Source organism: Streptomyces sp. NPDC002888 (assembly GCF_042888465.1).
Classification (GTDB): Bacteria; Actinomycetota; Actinomycetes; order Streptomycetales; family Streptomycetaceae; genus Streptomyces.
The window spans coordinates 60,295-74,825 of the sequence record NZ_JBIAPU010000018.1 but is presented as its reverse complement, the minus strand read 5'-3'; the positions used below and the strand labels follow the sequence as shown (position 1 = coordinate 74,825).

Genomic DNA, 14,531 nt, shown 5'->3' with positions numbered 1-14,531 from the left:
GGTCGACCGACGCTGGATTACCGGCACAGCACTCACCCGTCAGGAGTTCAGGTACGTCAGGACCGCGAGGACCCGCCGATGGTCCCCGTCGCTCGGGGACAGCCCGAGCTTCAGGAAGATGTTGCTGACGTGCTTCTCCACCGCCCCGTCGCTCACCACCAGCTGCCGGGCGATCGCGGAGTTCGTCCGACCCTCCGCCATCAGCCCCAGCACCTCCCGCTCCCGGGGCGTCAGCCCCGCGAGCACGTCCTGCTTGCGGCTGCGCCCCAGCAGCTGCGCGACCACCTCGGGGTCCAGCGCCGTACCGCCCTCGGCGACCCGCACCACCGCGTCCACGAACTCGCGCACCTCGGCCACCCGGTCCTTCAGCAGGTAGCCGACCCCGCGGCTGGAACCTGCCAGCAGTTCGGTGGCGTAGCGCTCCTCCACGTACTGCGACAGCACCAGCACCCCGAGCCCGGCATGCGCCTTGCGCAGCTGTACGGCGGCCCGCACCCCCTCGTCGGTGTGCGTCGGCGGCATCCGCACGTCGGCCACCACCACGTCGGGCAACTGGCCCTCGGCATCCAGCTCCGTGATCGTCTTGACCAGCGCCTCGGCGTCTCCCACCCCGGCGACGACCTCGTGCCCACGGTCGGTCAGCAACCGGGTCAGCCCCTCCCGCAGCAGCACCGAATCCTCGGCGATGACCACCCGCACCCTGTCCTCCACGTCCTTCGGCCCCCCACAGCCCGACTCCGTCCCACCTCGGCCCGCACGTCCGCGCGGCGCCCGTCCGGTGAAACAGGTCCAGCATTCCAGCATCGGGAGCCCGGTGCCCCCGAGCAAGGGGAATAGGGCCTCGACACGCTGGGTTTCGGCCGCCCGGTGACGCGTTGTCGATCACGGGACGGCTCGGGGCGCCGGTTCACGGCACTCCCGTCCGGTCCGACGGCTGCCTCTCCGCGCCGGGTCACGGCATTTCCAGCCCGGACGGGTAAGGGCGGTGGGGGCGAAACCCCACCGCCGCGCCCACCCCTCACCTCACCCCCGACAGGGCAACTCCGCCGTCACCCCTCACCTCACCTCCGCCAGGGCAGCTCCGCCGTCACCCGGGTGGGCCCACCCACCGGCGAGTCCACCACCAGAATCCCGTCCACCGCGTCCAACCGCCCCGCCAGCCCGGCCAACCCCGACCCGCGGGAGGCATCCGCACCCCCCACCCCGTTGTCCACCACCTGCAACATCAACCGGTTCTCCACCCGCCACACATCGACCGCCGCGGCCGTGGCCCCCGAGTGCTTGGTGATGTTCTGCAACAGCTCCGACACCGTGAAGTACGCGATCCCCTCGATCGCCGGCGCCGGCCGCTCCGCCAGATCCACCTCCACCTTCAACGGCACCGTGCACCGCGACGACACCGCCGACAGCGCCGCGTCCAGACCTCGGTCCGTCAGCACGGCCGGATGAATCCCGCGAGCCAGATCCCGCAGCTCCTGCAGCGCCGTCTTCACCTCACCGTGCGCCTCGTCCACCATCCGCGCCGCCGTCCGCGGATCCTCCGCCAGCTTCTCCTTCGCCAGACCCAGATCCATCGCCAGCGCCACCAGCCGCGCCTGCGCCCCGTCGTGCAGATCCCGCTCGATACGCCGCAGGTCCGCCGCGGCCGTGTCCACCACGACGCCCCGGTCGGACTCCAGCTCCACCACGCGCGACGCCAGCAGCGACGGCCCGAGCAGTCCGTGCACCAGCAGCCGGTCCACCATCGTCAGCGCCCGCACGATCCACGGCGTGGCCAGCGTGAACAGCAGCCCCACCAGCGCGGTCACGGTGATCTCGAACGGGTTGTCGAGGTAGATCTGGTGCTGCTCGTCGCCGTAGAGCTGAATGCCGCCCTGGTCGCCGTACATCGGCATCACCCAGAACCACAGCGGATACGTCAGCAGCATCCACGCGCACGACCAGAGGGTCACCGTGACGGCGAAGGAGAACACCGCCCACGGCAGCTGGATCACGGAGTACAACAGGTGCCGCCACGACGCGCCGCTCTTCAGCACGGCGCCCATCCACCCCATGAGGCCGTTCTTCCGCACCCGCAGCGGCTCCGGATCGGCGACCTCCAGACCGAGCAGCCCGCGCGCCCGCATCCGCTCCAGCGCGCCGATACCCCGGCAGCCCGCCAGCGCCGCCGCGAGCACCGGAACACCGAGGAACGTCACCAGCAGGCCCGCCCCCAGCGACACCATCGTGACGGCGTACGTGAAGAGCATGATGCTGATCGGCAGGCTCAGCACGACGTAGGCGAGCTCGCGCCAGTGGCGTGCCTCGATCGGCGCCCGCAGCGCGGTGGGCAGCCGGTGCCGCCGACCGGTCTCCTGGAAGCCGTACCCCTGCCCGTACTCCCCGTACTGCGTGGCCATCGTCCCGTCCGTTCTGCTCGTCGTGCGCCTCGGCTGGCGTACCTCCACACTGCTGGCCGGCGGCTCCACGGACCATGGAGTCCGTCGGCGTCTCGGAAGGGGGGTTTTCCCTACCTTGCGTGCACGCCTGCCCTGCGTGCACGCCTGCCCGCCCGGACGCGTCGGTGCTCACGCCTGTCCGCCCCGTCCGCCCCGTCCGCCCTGTCCACCCCGTAGGACCCAGGCCCTCGGCCTCAGGCCCCCGCCCCCGGCCTCAGGACCGGTCCCGCCACGGCAGCTCCGCGGTCACGGTCGTAGGGCCGCCCGGCGGCGAGTCGACGACGAACAGGCCGTCGACCGCGCCGAGGCGTTCCGCCAGTCCGCTCATCCCCGTACCGCCGTCGAGGCGCGCGCCCCCGCGGCCGTCGTCCCAGACCTGGATCAGCAGCCGCTCGTCCGTCCGCCACACCTCCACCGCCGCGGACTTCGCCCCGCTGTGCTTGCTGATGTTCTGCAGCAGCTCAGAGACCGTGAAGTAGGCGATGCCCTCGATGGCCGCCGCCGGTCGCGACGGTAGGTCGGCCGTCACCTTCACCGGCACGGTGCAGCGGGACGCGACCGACGACAGCGCCGCGTCCAGCCCCCGGTCCGTCAGCACCGCCGGATGGATCCCGCGCGCCAGGTCCCGCAGTTCCTGCAACGCGAGCTTCACCTCGCCGTGCGCCTCGTCGACCATCGAGGCGGCCGCATCCGGGTCCTCCAGCAGCTTCTCCTTCGCCAGACCGAGCCCCATCGCCAGGTTGACCAGCCGTGCCTGCGCCCCGTCGTGCAGGTCCCGCTCGATGCGCCGCAGGTCGGCGGCGGCCGTGTCCACGACCACCCCCCGGTCGGACTCCAGTTCGGCGATACGGCGCTCCAGCTCGTCCGAGGGGGAGAGCAGCCCGCGTACCAGCGCCCGGTCCACGTGGGTGAGCCCGCGCGCCAGGAACGGCAGCACCGGCCACAGCACGAACAGCGAGGTCAGGGTCACGGCGAAGGTGAGGATGCCCCACGGCAGCCGGATCAGCTCGTACAGCCCCGCCCGCCAGCCCACCGGGTCCTTCAGCGCCAGCCACATCCGCTGGAGGTAGCCGCCCCGTCCGTGCCGGGACATCGGGCTCGGCTCGTCGATCCGCACTCCGAGCAGCGCCCGCGCCCGGGCTCGCTCGAACCGGCCCAGCAACCGGGCGCCCGCCAGCCCCAGCGCCAGCACCGGCAGCCCGACCACGGTGATGCTCAGCCCGGCGCCGGTGAACATCACCGTCATCACGTAGGTGAAGCCGATCAGTGACATCGGCAGGTTCGCCAGGAGATGCGCGATCTCCTTCCACGTCTGACGGTCGTAGGCGAACCGGGCCGGAGGCAGGGGGGCGTCGCCCTGCGTTTCGACGCCCTGCGCTTCTCCTGGGCGGGAAGCGGGATTTGATGCGGTCATACGGGTTAGCGTGCCGCGCGACGAGCTCCCGCGCCATGAGGTCGGCCGCCCTCTGCCGACGGGGGAAAACCCCACCACACCCCCACAGCACCCCCGCCCTCGCTGCTCAAGGCGTGACGGGCCGCTTACGCTCTCTTTAGCAGGCCCTAGACTCGCGTGCGTACAGATCGTCGAACACTGTCGAGGTCAGGGAGCGAGGGGCAGACGTTGTCGGAGACGCTGCGCGAAACGGTGAGCGGCCCGACGGTCGTCGTCGCGGCGGACTACTTCCAGTCGTACTCGGTCGTCGGACTGCTCGCGCTCGTCGGCGTGCTGTTCGTGGCCGTCGCGTTCGGCGCCGGCCGCTTGCTGCGCCCGGTCGTGCCCACCCCCGAGAAACTCATGACGTACGAGTGCGGTGTGGACCCCGTCGGCGAGGGCTGGGCGCACACCCAGGTCCGCTACTACGTCTACGCGTTCCTGTACGTGATCTTCGCCGTCGACTCGATCTTCCTCTTCCCCTGGGCGACGGTCTTCGCCGCGCCCGGCTACGGCGCGACGACGCTCGTGGAGATGTTCATCTTCCTGGGCTTCCTGGCCGTGGGCCTGCTGTACGCGTACAAGAAGGGGGTCCTGGCATGGACGTGACCCCGTCCACCCCTGAGCCGGTACTGCTTCCCGAACCGAAGCGGCTGGGCGCGCTCGCCCGGCTGGCCCCAGAGCCGATGAAGGTGGTCCTGAACTGGGGCCGCCGCTACTCCCTCTGGGTCTTCAACTTCGGCCTCGCCTGCTGCGCGATCGAATTCATCGCCGCGTCCATGGCCCGCCACGACTTCATCCGCCTCGGCGTGATCCCCTTCGCCCCGGGCCCCCGTCAGGCCGACCTGATGGTGGTGTCGGGCACGGTGACGGACAAGATGGCCCCCGCCGTGAAGCGCCTCTACGAGCAGATGCCGGAGCCGAAGTACGTCATCTCCTTCGGCGCGTGCTCCAACTGCGGCGGCCCGTACTGGGACTCCTACTCCGTGACCAAGGGCGTCGACCAGATCATCCCCGTCGACGTCTACGTCCCCGGCTGCCCGCCCCGCCCCGAGGCACTCCTCCAGGGAATCCTGAAGCTCCAGGAGAAGATCGCCCGCGAGTCCCTGGGCGAGCGCTACGGCACGTCCCGCCCGTCCCCCGCCGCACTGCAGAGCGGCTTGGTACGGCCGCCGGCCAGCGGGGCCGCTTCCGGAGCCGAGTCCGCCGCGGGAGACGCACGATGACCGCCGTCGGCTGGCTGCCCACCCCCGCCGAGGACCTCTTCGGCACGGAGGCCACAGCCGAGGAGTCCTACGACGTCCTCACCGTGGACGTACCCCCGACCTCCTGGACCGCGGCACTTCAGACGGCACGCGACCGGCTGGGCTGCACCTACTTCGACTGGCTGAGCGCGGTCGACGAGCCGGGCACGGGCTTCCGTGTCGCGGCGCATGTGGCGGCGCTGTCCCCGGTACGCCGCCTGCTCCTGCGCACGACCGTCCCGCACGACGCACCGGTCCTCGCCTCCGCCGTCGACGTCTACGCGGGCGCGGCCTGGCACGAACGCGAGACGCACGAGATGTTCGGCGTCGACTTCCAGGGCCACCCGGCCCTCGACCACCTCCTCCTCCCGGAGACCTTCGAAGGCCACCCCCTCCGCAAGGACTTCGTCCTCGCCGCCCGAGTCGCCAAGGCCTGGCCCGGCGCGAAGGAACCCGGCGAGTCCGACCACGGCGGCCCCAAGCGCCGCCAGATGCTGCCCCCCGGCGTCCCGGACCCGAACGAGTGGGGCCCCTTGAAGGGCCAACTTCCCCCCGCCCCCGCCCGCCCTGCACGCGGCGCGGGACGCCCGGCGGGGGAGCGCCCGGCACGGGCTGCGGGGGCTGCGGGGGAACGCCCGGCACGGGCCACCGGCGAGCGTCCGGTACGGCGGACCCGTACGGCGGCGGAGGGATCGGCCAGCCAGGCCGCGGAAGCCACTCCGTCGACCGCCGCCACTCCGGCTGCCGAGGGCGCCGGTACGGGCGCTCCGGCAGCGGCGGCTCCGACGGGTCGGCCTCCGGTGACCGGGGATGCGGCCGCTGCTGGTGCGACTGCGCCTGCGGCTGCGGGCACCGAGGCTTCACCGGCCGACGCCCCGACAGACGAGGCTCGCACGACGGAGACATCGGCGAGCGGGACTCCGGCGACAGGGGCCCCAGCGGCAGAGACCCCGGCAACAGAGACCCCGGCCGCGGAGGCTCCGCCTACCACCGGCTCTGCCGCGGCAGCCGCGAGGGACACTCGTCGGGCGCGGAGCGCTTCGGAGGGCTCCGCGAGCCAGCGCGCAGGTGCGGAACCCGGGCAAGGCCGCGGAGGCACGGCGAGCCCAGAGGCATCCGCCGCCCCGACCGGCCCCCGCCGCTCGCGCAGCGTGAGTGAAGGCTCGGCCTCACAGCAGGCGGCGGCCACCGAGCCCACCGAGCCCGCCGAGTCCCAGGAGTCCAAGACCCCCACCGCCCCCCGCAGCACCGATGCCCCCTGGCACCACGCCCGCCCGGCCTTCGACGAACCGGCTCCCAAGCCGAAGCGGGAACCTGAGCCGGAGCAGGCAGCGGAGCCCGAGCAGGCAGCGGAGCCCGATTCGGCGCCTGAGCCCACACCGGAGGCCAAGCAGGCCCCCGAGCCGGGCCCCGCCCACGAGTCCGCAGCCCCCGATGAACCCGGGCCCCCGGACGAACCCCGCACCCCCGAGAACCCCCCAGGAGGCCGGCAGTGAACGACGCTCTCGACGTCGCTCTGCGACTCCTGATCGTCTTCGGCGTGTTCCTCACGTTCCCTCTGATAGTCGGTCAGACCGAGCACAAGGTGATGGCGCACATGCAGGGCCGCCTGGGTCCGATGTACGCCGGCGGCTTCCACGGCTGGGCCCAGCTCATCGCGGACGGCGTGAAGTTCGCGCAGAAGGAGGACGTGGTCCCGTCGGGAGCGGACCGCCGTATCTTCCAGCTCGCCCCTGCCGTGGCTCTCCTGCCGTACCTCCTGGTCCTCCTCGCCATCCCGATCGGCCCGGGTGAGGGCGCCGTGGGCCAGGTCCTGGACGCGGGCGTCTTCTTCGTGCTCGCCGTGATGGGCGTCGGCGTCCTCGGTTCGCTCATGGCCGGCTGGGCCTCCGCCAACAAGTTCTCCCTCCTCGGCGGCCTCCGCACCGCCGCCCAGCTCCTCGCCTACGAACTCCCCATGCTCCTGACCGCCGCCTCGGTGGCCATGGCGGCCGGCACCGTCTCCCTCCCCGGCATCCTCGACGCCTTCGAGTGGTGGTGGCTGCCCTGGCAGATCGTCGGCGCGATCGTCTTCTTCGTCGCCGGCCTCGCCGAACTCCAGCGCCCCCCGTTCGACATGCCCGTCGCCGACTCGGAGATCATCTTCGGCGCGTACACCGAGTACACCGGCCTCCGTTTCGCCCTGTTCCTCCTCGCCGAGTACGCCGGAATCGTCGTCCTGTGCGGCCTGACCACCGTCCTCTTCCTGGGCGGCTGGCACGGCCCCTGGGGCGGCGACGGCCTCGGCTGGGTGTGGACCCTGCTGAAGAGCGCCGTCCTCGCGTTCATCGTGATCTGGCTCCGCGTCACCTACCCCCGTCTGCGCGAGGATCAGCTCCAGAAGCTCTCCTGGACCCTCCTCGTCCCCCTCTCCCTCGCCCAGATCGCCCTCACCGGCGTCGTCAAGGTGGTGATCCAGTAACCATGGCCCCCATTCCCGGCTCAGGCCTGGCCAAGGGCCTGGCCGTCACCCTCCGCACGATGACGCGGAAGACCGTCACCCAGCAGTACCCGGACGTCCAGCCCGACCTACCGCCCCGCACCCGCGGCGTGATCGGCTTGTTCGAGGAGAACTGCACGGTCTGCATGCTGTGCGCCCGCGAGTGCCCCGACTGGTGCATCTACATCGACTCCCACAAGGAGACGGTCCCGGCGGCGACCCCCGGTGGCCGCGATCGCAGCCGCAACGTTCTCGACCGCTTCGCCATCGACTTCTCCCTGTGCATGTACTGCGGTATCTGCATCGAGGTCTGTCCTTTCGACGCCCTGTTCTGGTCCCCGGAGTTCGAGTACGCCGAGACCGACATCCGCGACCTCACCCACGAACGCGACAAGCTCCGTGAGTGGATGTGGACCGTCCCGGCCCCGCCCGCCCTCGACCCCGCCGCGGAGGAAGCGAAGGAGATCGCCGCCGCCCGCAAGACGGCCGAGAAGCTCGCGGCGGCCCAGGCCGAGCAGTCCGAACCGGACACCCCCCAGGGACCCGACGCACCCCAGGGAGGGGACTCGTGACCCTCGCTCAGGCACAGCACGGCTTTCTCTCCCCGACAGGCGTCGAGATCGCCTTCCTCCTCGTCGGCCTCGTCACCTTCGGTGCCGCGCTCGTCACCGTCACCACCAAGCAGCTGGTGCACGCCGCCCTGTGGCTGGTGGTGACCCTCGGCGGCCTCGCCGTGGAGTACCTCCTGCTCACCGCCGAGTTCATCGCCTGGGTGCAGGTCCTCATCTACGTCGGTTCCGTCGTCGTCCTCCTCCTGTTCGGTCTGATGCTCACCCGGGCCCCCATCGGCAGCTCCCCGGACGCCGACTCCGGCAACCGCTGGGCCGCCCTCGCCGTGGCCGTCGCCGCCGGGGCGGCCCTGGTCTGGGTCGTCGTCGACGCCTTCCGCACCACCTGGATCGACCTCGACGGCCCGGCCGCCGGCTCCACCGAAGCCACCGGCGCGAGCCTCTTCCAGAACTGGGTCCTGCCCTTCGAGGCCCTCTCCGTCCTCCTCCTGGCGGCGCTGGTCGGCGCGATCGTCCTGTCCCGCAAGGCGAAGGCGGAGGCGAGCTCTCCCCGTGTGAACTCCCGAGCCGGCACCGAGAGTTCCCCATCCGTCCCGGATGCCCCGAAAGATGCGGCCGAGCAGGAAGGCGCCCGCTGATGCACCTCGCCTATCCCGCCGTCCTCTCCGCCCTCCTCTTCTGCGCGGGCCTGTACGGCGTCCTCGCCCGCCGCAACGCGATCCTGGTCCTGATGTCGGTCGAGCTGATGCTCAACGCCGTCAACCTCAACCTCGTCGCCTTCGACGTCTGGCTCAGCCGGGCCGCCGAGGAGACCCTGCACTCCGGTCAGGCCCTGACCCTGTTCACCATCGCCATCGCCGCCGCCGAGATCGGCATCGGCCTGGCGATCGTCCTCGCCGTCCACCGCAACCGCGGCACCGCCGACATCGACAAGCTCCGCGACACCGCCGAGGGCCACGAAAGCGACGGCCCCGCCGGTGACGCCGGGACGGCCGAGCCCACCGGGCGGACCGAGAAGGCTGAGGCCACCGCGTGACCACGACCACTCTCGCCGTCCTCGTCCCCCTCCTTCCCTTCCTGGGCGCGGTCGCGGGCCTGCTCCTGGGCCGTACGGCCCCCGGCTTCGTCCGCCCGCTCGCCGTCCTGCCGACGCTCACCTCCCTGGTCCTCGCCGCGATCGTCGCCGTACGCCAGGGCGGCGACCAGGCGGTGAACGCCGCCACCGAGCTCACGCCCACCGGCTCCGTCCCCATCGAACTCGCCCTGTACATCGACGGCTTCGCCGCGCTCGTCGCCGTCCTGGTCGGTGTCGTCGCCTCCTGCGTGCAGATCTACTCGACGGGCTACCTGCGCGACGACCCGCGCTATCCCTCGTATGCCGCCCTCGTCTCCCTGTTCACCTCCGCGATGTTCCTGGTCGTCTACTCCAGCGACCTGATCGTGCTGCTGGTCGGCTGGGAAGTCATGGGCATCTGCTCCTACTTCCTGGTCGGCCACTACTGGGAGACCCCGGAGGCCCGCGCCGCCTCCATCAAGGCCTTCCTGGTCACCAAGCTCGGCGACGTCCCCTTCCTCATCGGCCTGTTCGCCCTCGCCACCGACGCCGGCTCCTTCCGCATCACCAAGGTCCTCGGCGCGGTCGCGCACGGCGGACTCGACCACCCGACGGTCGTCGCCCTGCTGCTCCTGGCAGGCGTGGCCGGCAAGTCGGCGCAGTTCCCGCTGCACACCTGGCTCCCCGACGCGATGGCGGGCCCCACCCCCGTCTCCGCGCTGATCCACGCCGCGACGATGGTCGCCGCCGGTGTCTACTTCATCGCCCGGCTCCTCCCCGTCTTCCAGGCCTCCCAGGCCGCACTGGTCGTCCTCGCCGTCATGGCCGCCGTGACGATGGCCGGCTCCGGCCTCGCCGCGCTCGCCCAGGACGACATCAAACGCGTCCTCGCCTACTCGACGATCGGCCAGCTCGGCTACATGACCGGCGCCCTCGCCGTCGGCGACCGCGGGGCCGCCGTCTTCCACCTCCTCTCGCACGGCGCCTTCAAGGCGCTGCTGTTCCTGGCGGCCGGCGTGATCATCCACGCCGCCGGCACCAACTCACTGGCCGCCATGTCCCGCATGAGCCACCTGCGCGACCGCATCCCCGACGCCTACTGGACGATGACCGTGGCGCTCCTCGCGCTCGCCGCGATCCCGCCCTTCAGCGGCTTCTTCTCCAAGGAGTCCGTCCTCGGCGCCGCCGAACACGTCGCCACCGGTCACGCCGAGCGCGTCCCCAGTGCCGTCGGCTGGATCACCCTGGTCGCCGGCCTGCTCACGGCCCTGCTCACCGCCGCCTACGCCACCCGCCTGTGGCTGCTCGCCTTCCACGGCCGGGGCGCCGAGGCCCCCGACCACGGCAGGCAGCCCCTGACGATGACCGTGGTGCTGTGGGTGCTCGCCGTACCGTCCCTCGCGCTCGGCGGGTTCGCCTACCGCGTGCTCCCGGACTGGTTCGACGGCCGTGACCTGACCCCGGCCCTGACCACCTCCGTGCTCGGCACGGGCATCGCCCTGGTCGGCGGCATCGTCACCTACGGCGCCTGGCGGCACACCACCGCGCTCGCGGCCCGCGTGCCCCTGGGAGCCGTCGCAGCCCACCCCGAGGGCGATGCTGCCCGGGTCGAGGCCGAGGCCATCGCGAGCCACGCGCCCGCCTACGGGAACGTGGCCTCCGCCCCCGACCCGGCGGACCCGGGACGGCTGCTGCTCGGCCCGCTGCACCGCCACGCGGCCGTCGGCTTCCACCTCGACGCCGTGTACCGGGCGCTGTTCGTCCGCCCGGTCCAGGCCGGAGCGAGTCTCGTCCGGTTCCTCGACCGCGAGGTCGTCGACACCTACGTACACGGTGCGGGCGCCCTGCCCCGCCTGCTCGGCGCCGCCGTACGGCGTGCCCAGACCGGCAACGTCCAGACCTATGTGAGCGCGCTGCTCGCCGGCACCGTCGTCCTGGCGGTCGCCGCCCTTCTCGTCGCAACGGGAGTGTGAGCAGGCGTGATCGATATCAACGAGTCCGTGATGCAGTTCCTTCTGGCATTGATCGTCGTCGGCCCGCTCCTCGGCGCCGCCGCCGCTCTCCTGCCCGCCCCGCCCGGACTGAAGGGGAAGTCGCCCGAGCAGGCCGTGCTGCGCCACGGCGTGACCGTGACCGGCGTGATCCTCATCGCCGCGATCGTCCTCGCGCTCGGCTTCGACCACGACCATCCGTCGAAGATGCAGGCCACGACCGACATCAGCTGGATCCCCGCACTCGACGTGCGGATCCACCTCGGCATCGACGGCATCTCCCTCCCCCTTCTGGTCCTGACCGCGCTGCTGACCTTCCTCTGCGCGCTCTACTCCTACTTCAAGATGCCTGCGGGCCCGTCCCCGAAGGCCTTCGTCGCCCTCCTGCTCGTCCTGGAGTCCGGCACCCTCGCCACCTTTGCCGTCCTCGACCTGCTGCTGTTCTTCCTCGCCTTCGAGACGGTCCTCATCCCGATGTACTTCCTCATCGCCCGCTGGGGCGGTGAGCAACGGACCCAGGCTGCCTGGAAGTTCATCCTCTTCACGCTGCTCGGCTCCGTCGTCATGCTGCTCGGCCTGCTCCTGATCGGAATCAAGGCGGGCACGTTCGACATGGTGGCACTCGCCACTGACAACGGCCGGTCCCTGACCACATCCGTGCAGGTCATCGCCGTTCTGGCGATCGGGATCGGGCTCGCGGTGAAGACCCCGATGTGGCCGCTGCACAGTTGGCTGCCCGACGCCCACACCGCAGCGCCGACGGTCGGCTCGGTCCTGCTGGCCGGCGTTCTGCTGAAGATGGGAACGTACGGTTTCGTACGCATCCTCCTGCCCGTCGCACCGGACGGCTTCCACACCTTCGCGCCCTACCTCGCGGCCTTCGCCGTCGTCGGCATCATCTACGGATCCCTGGCCTGCCTGGCCCTCGCCAAGCAGGGCGCGAAGGGCGACCTCAAGCGCCTCATCGCCTACTCCTCCGTCGGCCACATGGGCTTCGTGCTGCTCGGCATCGCCTCCACGACCCCGACCGGCGTGAACGGCGCCCTGTTCGCCAACATCGCCCACGGCCTCATCACCGGCCTGCTCTTCTTCCTGGTCGGCGCACTGAAGGACCGCACCGGCACATCCGACCTCGACACCCTCGCCGAGGAGACCGGCGCCGCGCTCTACGGCAAGGCCCCACGCCTCGGCGGCCTGCTCGCCTTCGCCGCGGTCGCCTCCCTCGGACTGCCCGGCCTCGCCGGATTCTGGGGCGAGATGCTGGCCCTGTTCGGCGCGTTCGACCCGGCCGACGACCTCAGCCGCCCCGCCTTCCTCACCTTCACGGCGATCGCCGCCTTCGGCACCCTGCTCACGGCCGCCTACCTGCTCGTCGTGGTCCGCCGCGTCTGTATGGGCGCGGCCCCGCAGGACGCCCCGAAGCTCACCGACGTCCGCACCTACGAGTTCGCGGCATGGACGCCGCTCGTCGTCCTCACCGTCGTCGCCGGCCTCTGGCCCAAGGCCCTCCTCGGCCTGACCGACCCGGCCGTGCAGCAGCTCCTGGCAGGAGGCACCCGATGAGCTCCCTCGTCCAGTCCGTCGACTGGCTCGCGATCGCGCCGCCCACCCTCGCGGCGCTCGTCGGACTCGTCGTCCTCGTCACCGACCTCTTCGTCGGCGACGCCAAGAAGGCCGTACTCGGCTGGCTCTCCGTCGCCGGACTGGCCGCCTCAGCGCTCCTGCTGCTGCCCCTCCTGGACGGCGACCGCTCCACCTTCTGCCTGACCGGCGACGCCGACGTCTGCAGCTACACGGCCGACCGCTTCACCCTCGTCATCCAGTTCCTGGTCCTCGGCGGCGCCCTCCTCGCCGCCCTCCTGTCGGTCACCGCACTGAAGGATGCCCGCAAGGAACTCCCCGAAGGGGAGTTCTGGTTCCTGCTGCTGTCCTCCGCCGCCGGAGCCGCCCTCCTGCCCGCCTCCCGCGACCTCGCCACCCTCGTCGTCGCCCTGGAGGTCGCCTCCCTGCCCGCCTTCGCCCTCGTCGGCATCCGGCACGGCGACAAGCGGTCCTCCGAAGCGGCCCTGAAGTTCTTCCTGTCGTCCGTCACGGCCACCGCCGTCAGCCTCCTCGGCATCAGCTTCGTGTACGCGACGACCGGCACCCTCTACCTCACCCAGGTCGCCGACCGCATCCAGCACGTCGACGGACAGCTCCAGACCCTGGCCCAGACCGGCGTCGTCCTCACCCTCGTCGGCTTCGCCTTCAAGACGGCCGCGGTCCCCTTCCACTTCTGGGTGCCCGACACCTACGTCGGAGCCCCTCTCCCCATCGCCGCCTACCTCTCGGTCGTCGGCAAGGCCGTCGGCTTCTCCGGCCTCATCCTCGTCACGGTCGTCGCCTTCCCGTCGTACGCCGACGCCTGGGGCCCCGCCCTCGCCGCCCTTGCCGCCCTCACCATGACCGTCGGCAACGTCGGCGCCCTGCGCCAGCAGGCCACGCGCGCGTACAGCGCGGTACGCCTGCTCGCCTGGTCGTCGGTCGGCCAGGCCGGCTACCTCCTCGTACCGATCGCCGCGGCCGCCTACTCCGACGACCCCGAGCACTCGATCGGCTCCACGGTCGCCTACGCCCTCATGTACGCAGCCGTGAACCTCGGCGCCTTCGCGGTCGCCGCCCTCGTGGGCCGTACGAAGACCCTGAACCGCGTCACGGACTACCAGGGCCTGTACGCCAGAAACCCGGTCGCCGCCCTCCTGCTGGCCTTCTTCCTGCTCTGCCTGGCCGGACTTCCGCCCGGCATCATCGGCCTCTTCGCGAAGGTCACCGTCTTCTCGGCGGCCGTCGACGCGGGCCTCGGCTGGCTGGCCGTGGTCATGGCCGTCAACGTGGTGATCGCGCTGTTCTACTACCTCCAATGGACCGCCCTGCTGTTCCGCGCCCCCGAGGGCGAGCCCGAGAAGCACCGCCTCCCCGCCCCCCTCACGGCGGCGATCTCCCTCACCGCGGTCCTCGGCATCGCCCTGTCCGGAGCACCCCAGCTGGTCCTGCGCTTCACCGACACCGGACTCTTCTGAGCCCCACTCTTCTGAGCCCCCGGCGCATTCGGTACGCGCGCGTGGGGCACCCGGCCGTCACGCGCGCGTACCCCGCACCACCGCCGTCACCCGGACGGCGCACGCGCGCCGCCGTACGCACAAGGGAACCCGTGGCCCCCGCCTGGCGTTGACCAGTACGGGAGGGTCCACTGGGGACGTGACAGTACGGCACCAGTGGCATCGGAGACACCAGAGAAGACCGCAGGCAATGGGTTGTCCCTGCCGCACGACCTGGAGGGCGTAC

At 71.5% G+C, this 14,531-nt stretch carries 13 protein-coding genes; 10 read left to right on the top strand and 3 right to left on the bottom strand.

Annotated elements, in window-relative coordinates:
- Positions 1-39: 39 nt before the first annotated feature.
- From ACFYWX_RS27745 to ACFYWX_RS27735, 3 genes are all read right to left on the bottom strand, one after another.
- Positions 40-711: a LuxR C-terminal-related transcriptional regulator gene (locus tag ACFYWX_RS27745; protein ID WP_389426828.1), complete on the bottom strand. Its 672-nt coding sequence runs from the start codon at positions 709-711 to the stop codon at positions 40-42.
- A 350-nt stretch (positions 712-1,061) separates the two neighbouring features.
- Positions 1,062-2,399, bottom strand: coding sequence for a sensor histidine kinase (locus tag ACFYWX_RS27740; protein WP_389426827.1), 1,338 nt, complete (start codon positions 2,397-2,399; stop codon positions 1,062-1,064).
- Positions 2,400-2,652: 253 nt separating this feature from the next.
- Positions 2,653-3,852 (bottom strand): sensor histidine kinase, encoded by a 1,200-nt coding sequence (locus ACFYWX_RS27735; RefSeq protein ID WP_389426826.1) that lies wholly within the window; start codon positions 3,850-3,852, stop codon positions 2,653-2,655.
- A 207-nt stretch (positions 3,853-4,059) separates the two neighbouring features.
- Between ACFYWX_RS27735 and ACFYWX_RS27730 the strand changes: the two genes are divergently transcribed.
- The 10 genes from ACFYWX_RS27730 to ACFYWX_RS27685 are packed head-to-tail and all read left to right on the top strand — an operon-like array spanning position 4,060 to position 14,266.
- A complete protein-coding gene (locus tag ACFYWX_RS27730) occupies positions 4,060-4,479 on the top strand; it encodes an NADH-quinone oxidoreductase subunit A (RefSeq protein WP_389426825.1) in 420 nt (139 codons plus the stop codon).
- Positions 4,470-5,096: an NADH-quinone oxidoreductase subunit B gene (locus ACFYWX_RS27725; RefSeq protein ID WP_389426824.1), complete on the top strand. Its 627-nt coding sequence runs from the start codon at positions 4,470-4,472 to the stop codon at positions 5,094-5,096. The genes ACFYWX_RS27730 and ACFYWX_RS27725 overlap by 10 nt, the downstream gene beginning before the upstream one ends.
- Positions 5,093-6,610, top strand: a complete 1,518-nt coding sequence (locus ACFYWX_RS27720) for an NADH-quinone oxidoreductase subunit C (RefSeq protein WP_389426823.1) — start codon at positions 5,093-5,095, stop codon at positions 6,608-6,610. The genes ACFYWX_RS27725 and ACFYWX_RS27720 overlap by 4 nt, the downstream gene beginning before the upstream one ends.
- A complete protein-coding gene (locus ACFYWX_RS27715; protein WP_389426822.1) occupies positions 6,607-7,575 on the top strand; it encodes an NADH-quinone oxidoreductase subunit H in 969 nt (322 codons plus the stop codon). The genes ACFYWX_RS27720 and ACFYWX_RS27715 overlap by 4 nt, the downstream gene beginning before the upstream one ends.
- Positions 7,576-7,577: 2 nt before the next feature.
- A complete protein-coding gene (locus tag ACFYWX_RS27710; RefSeq protein WP_389426821.1) occupies positions 7,578-8,165 on the top strand; it encodes a NuoI/complex I 23 kDa subunit family protein in 588 nt (195 codons plus the stop codon).
- Complete coding sequence (locus ACFYWX_RS27705) at positions 8,162-8,800, top strand: NADH-quinone oxidoreductase subunit J (protein WP_389426820.1); 639 nt, start codon at positions 8,162-8,164, stop codon at positions 8,798-8,800. The genes ACFYWX_RS27710 and ACFYWX_RS27705 overlap by 4 nt, the downstream gene beginning before the upstream one ends.
- Entirely contained in the window at positions 8,800-9,198 is a 399-nt protein-coding gene (gene nuoK, locus ACFYWX_RS27700) for an NADH-quinone oxidoreductase subunit NuoK (RefSeq protein WP_389426819.1), read from the top strand. The genes ACFYWX_RS27705 and nuoK overlap by 1 nt, the downstream gene beginning before the upstream one ends.
- Positions 9,195-11,189, top strand: a complete 1,995-nt coding sequence (locus ACFYWX_RS27695) for an NADH-quinone oxidoreductase subunit L (protein ID WP_389426818.1) — start codon at positions 9,195-9,197, stop codon at positions 11,187-11,189. Before nuoK ends, ACFYWX_RS27695 begins: the two co-directional genes overlap by 4 nt.
- A 6-nt stretch (positions 11,190-11,195) precedes the next feature.
- Complete coding sequence (locus ACFYWX_RS27690) at positions 11,196-12,770, top strand: NADH-quinone oxidoreductase subunit M (RefSeq protein ID WP_389426817.1); 1,575 nt, start codon at positions 11,196-11,198, stop codon at positions 12,768-12,770.
- On the top strand, positions 12,767-14,266 hold the full coding sequence (locus ACFYWX_RS27685) for an NADH-quinone oxidoreductase subunit N (RefSeq protein WP_389426816.1): 1,500 nt from the start codon (positions 12,767-12,769) through the stop codon (positions 14,264-14,266). Before ACFYWX_RS27690 ends, ACFYWX_RS27685 begins: the two co-directional genes overlap by 4 nt.
- Positions 14,267-14,531: the final 265 nt, after the last annotated feature.

What these genes read in the sequence shown, in the direction of transcription:
- ACFYWX_RS27710 (WP_389426821.1), top strand. Translation starts at nt 7,578, where the DNA reads ATGGCCCCCATTCCCGGCTCAGGCCTGGCCAAGGGCCTGGCCGTCACC.
- ACFYWX_RS27740 (WP_389426827.1), bottom strand. Translation starts at nt 2,399, where the DNA reads ATGGCCACGCAGTACGGGGAGTACGGGCAGGGGTACGGCTTCCAGGAG.
- ACFYWX_RS27725 (WP_389426824.1), top strand. Translation starts at nt 4,470, where the DNA reads ATGGACGTGACCCCGTCCACCCCTGAGCCGGTACTGCTTCCCGAACCG.
- ACFYWX_RS27720 (WP_389426823.1), top strand. Translation starts at nt 5,093, where the DNA reads ATGACCGCCGTCGGCTGGCTGCCCACCCCCGCCGAGGACCTCTTCGGC.
- nuoK (WP_389426819.1), top strand. Translation starts at nt 8,800, where the DNA reads ATGCACCTCGCCTATCCCGCCGTCCTCTCCGCCCTCCTCTTCTGCGCG.
- ACFYWX_RS27685 (WP_389426816.1), top strand. Translation starts at nt 12,767, where the DNA reads ATGAGCTCCCTCGTCCAGTCCGTCGACTGGCTCGCGATCGCGCCGCCC.
- ACFYWX_RS27735 (WP_389426826.1), bottom strand. Translation starts at nt 3,852, where the DNA reads ATGACCGCATCAAATCCCGCTTCCCGCCCAGGAGAAGCGCAGGGCGTC.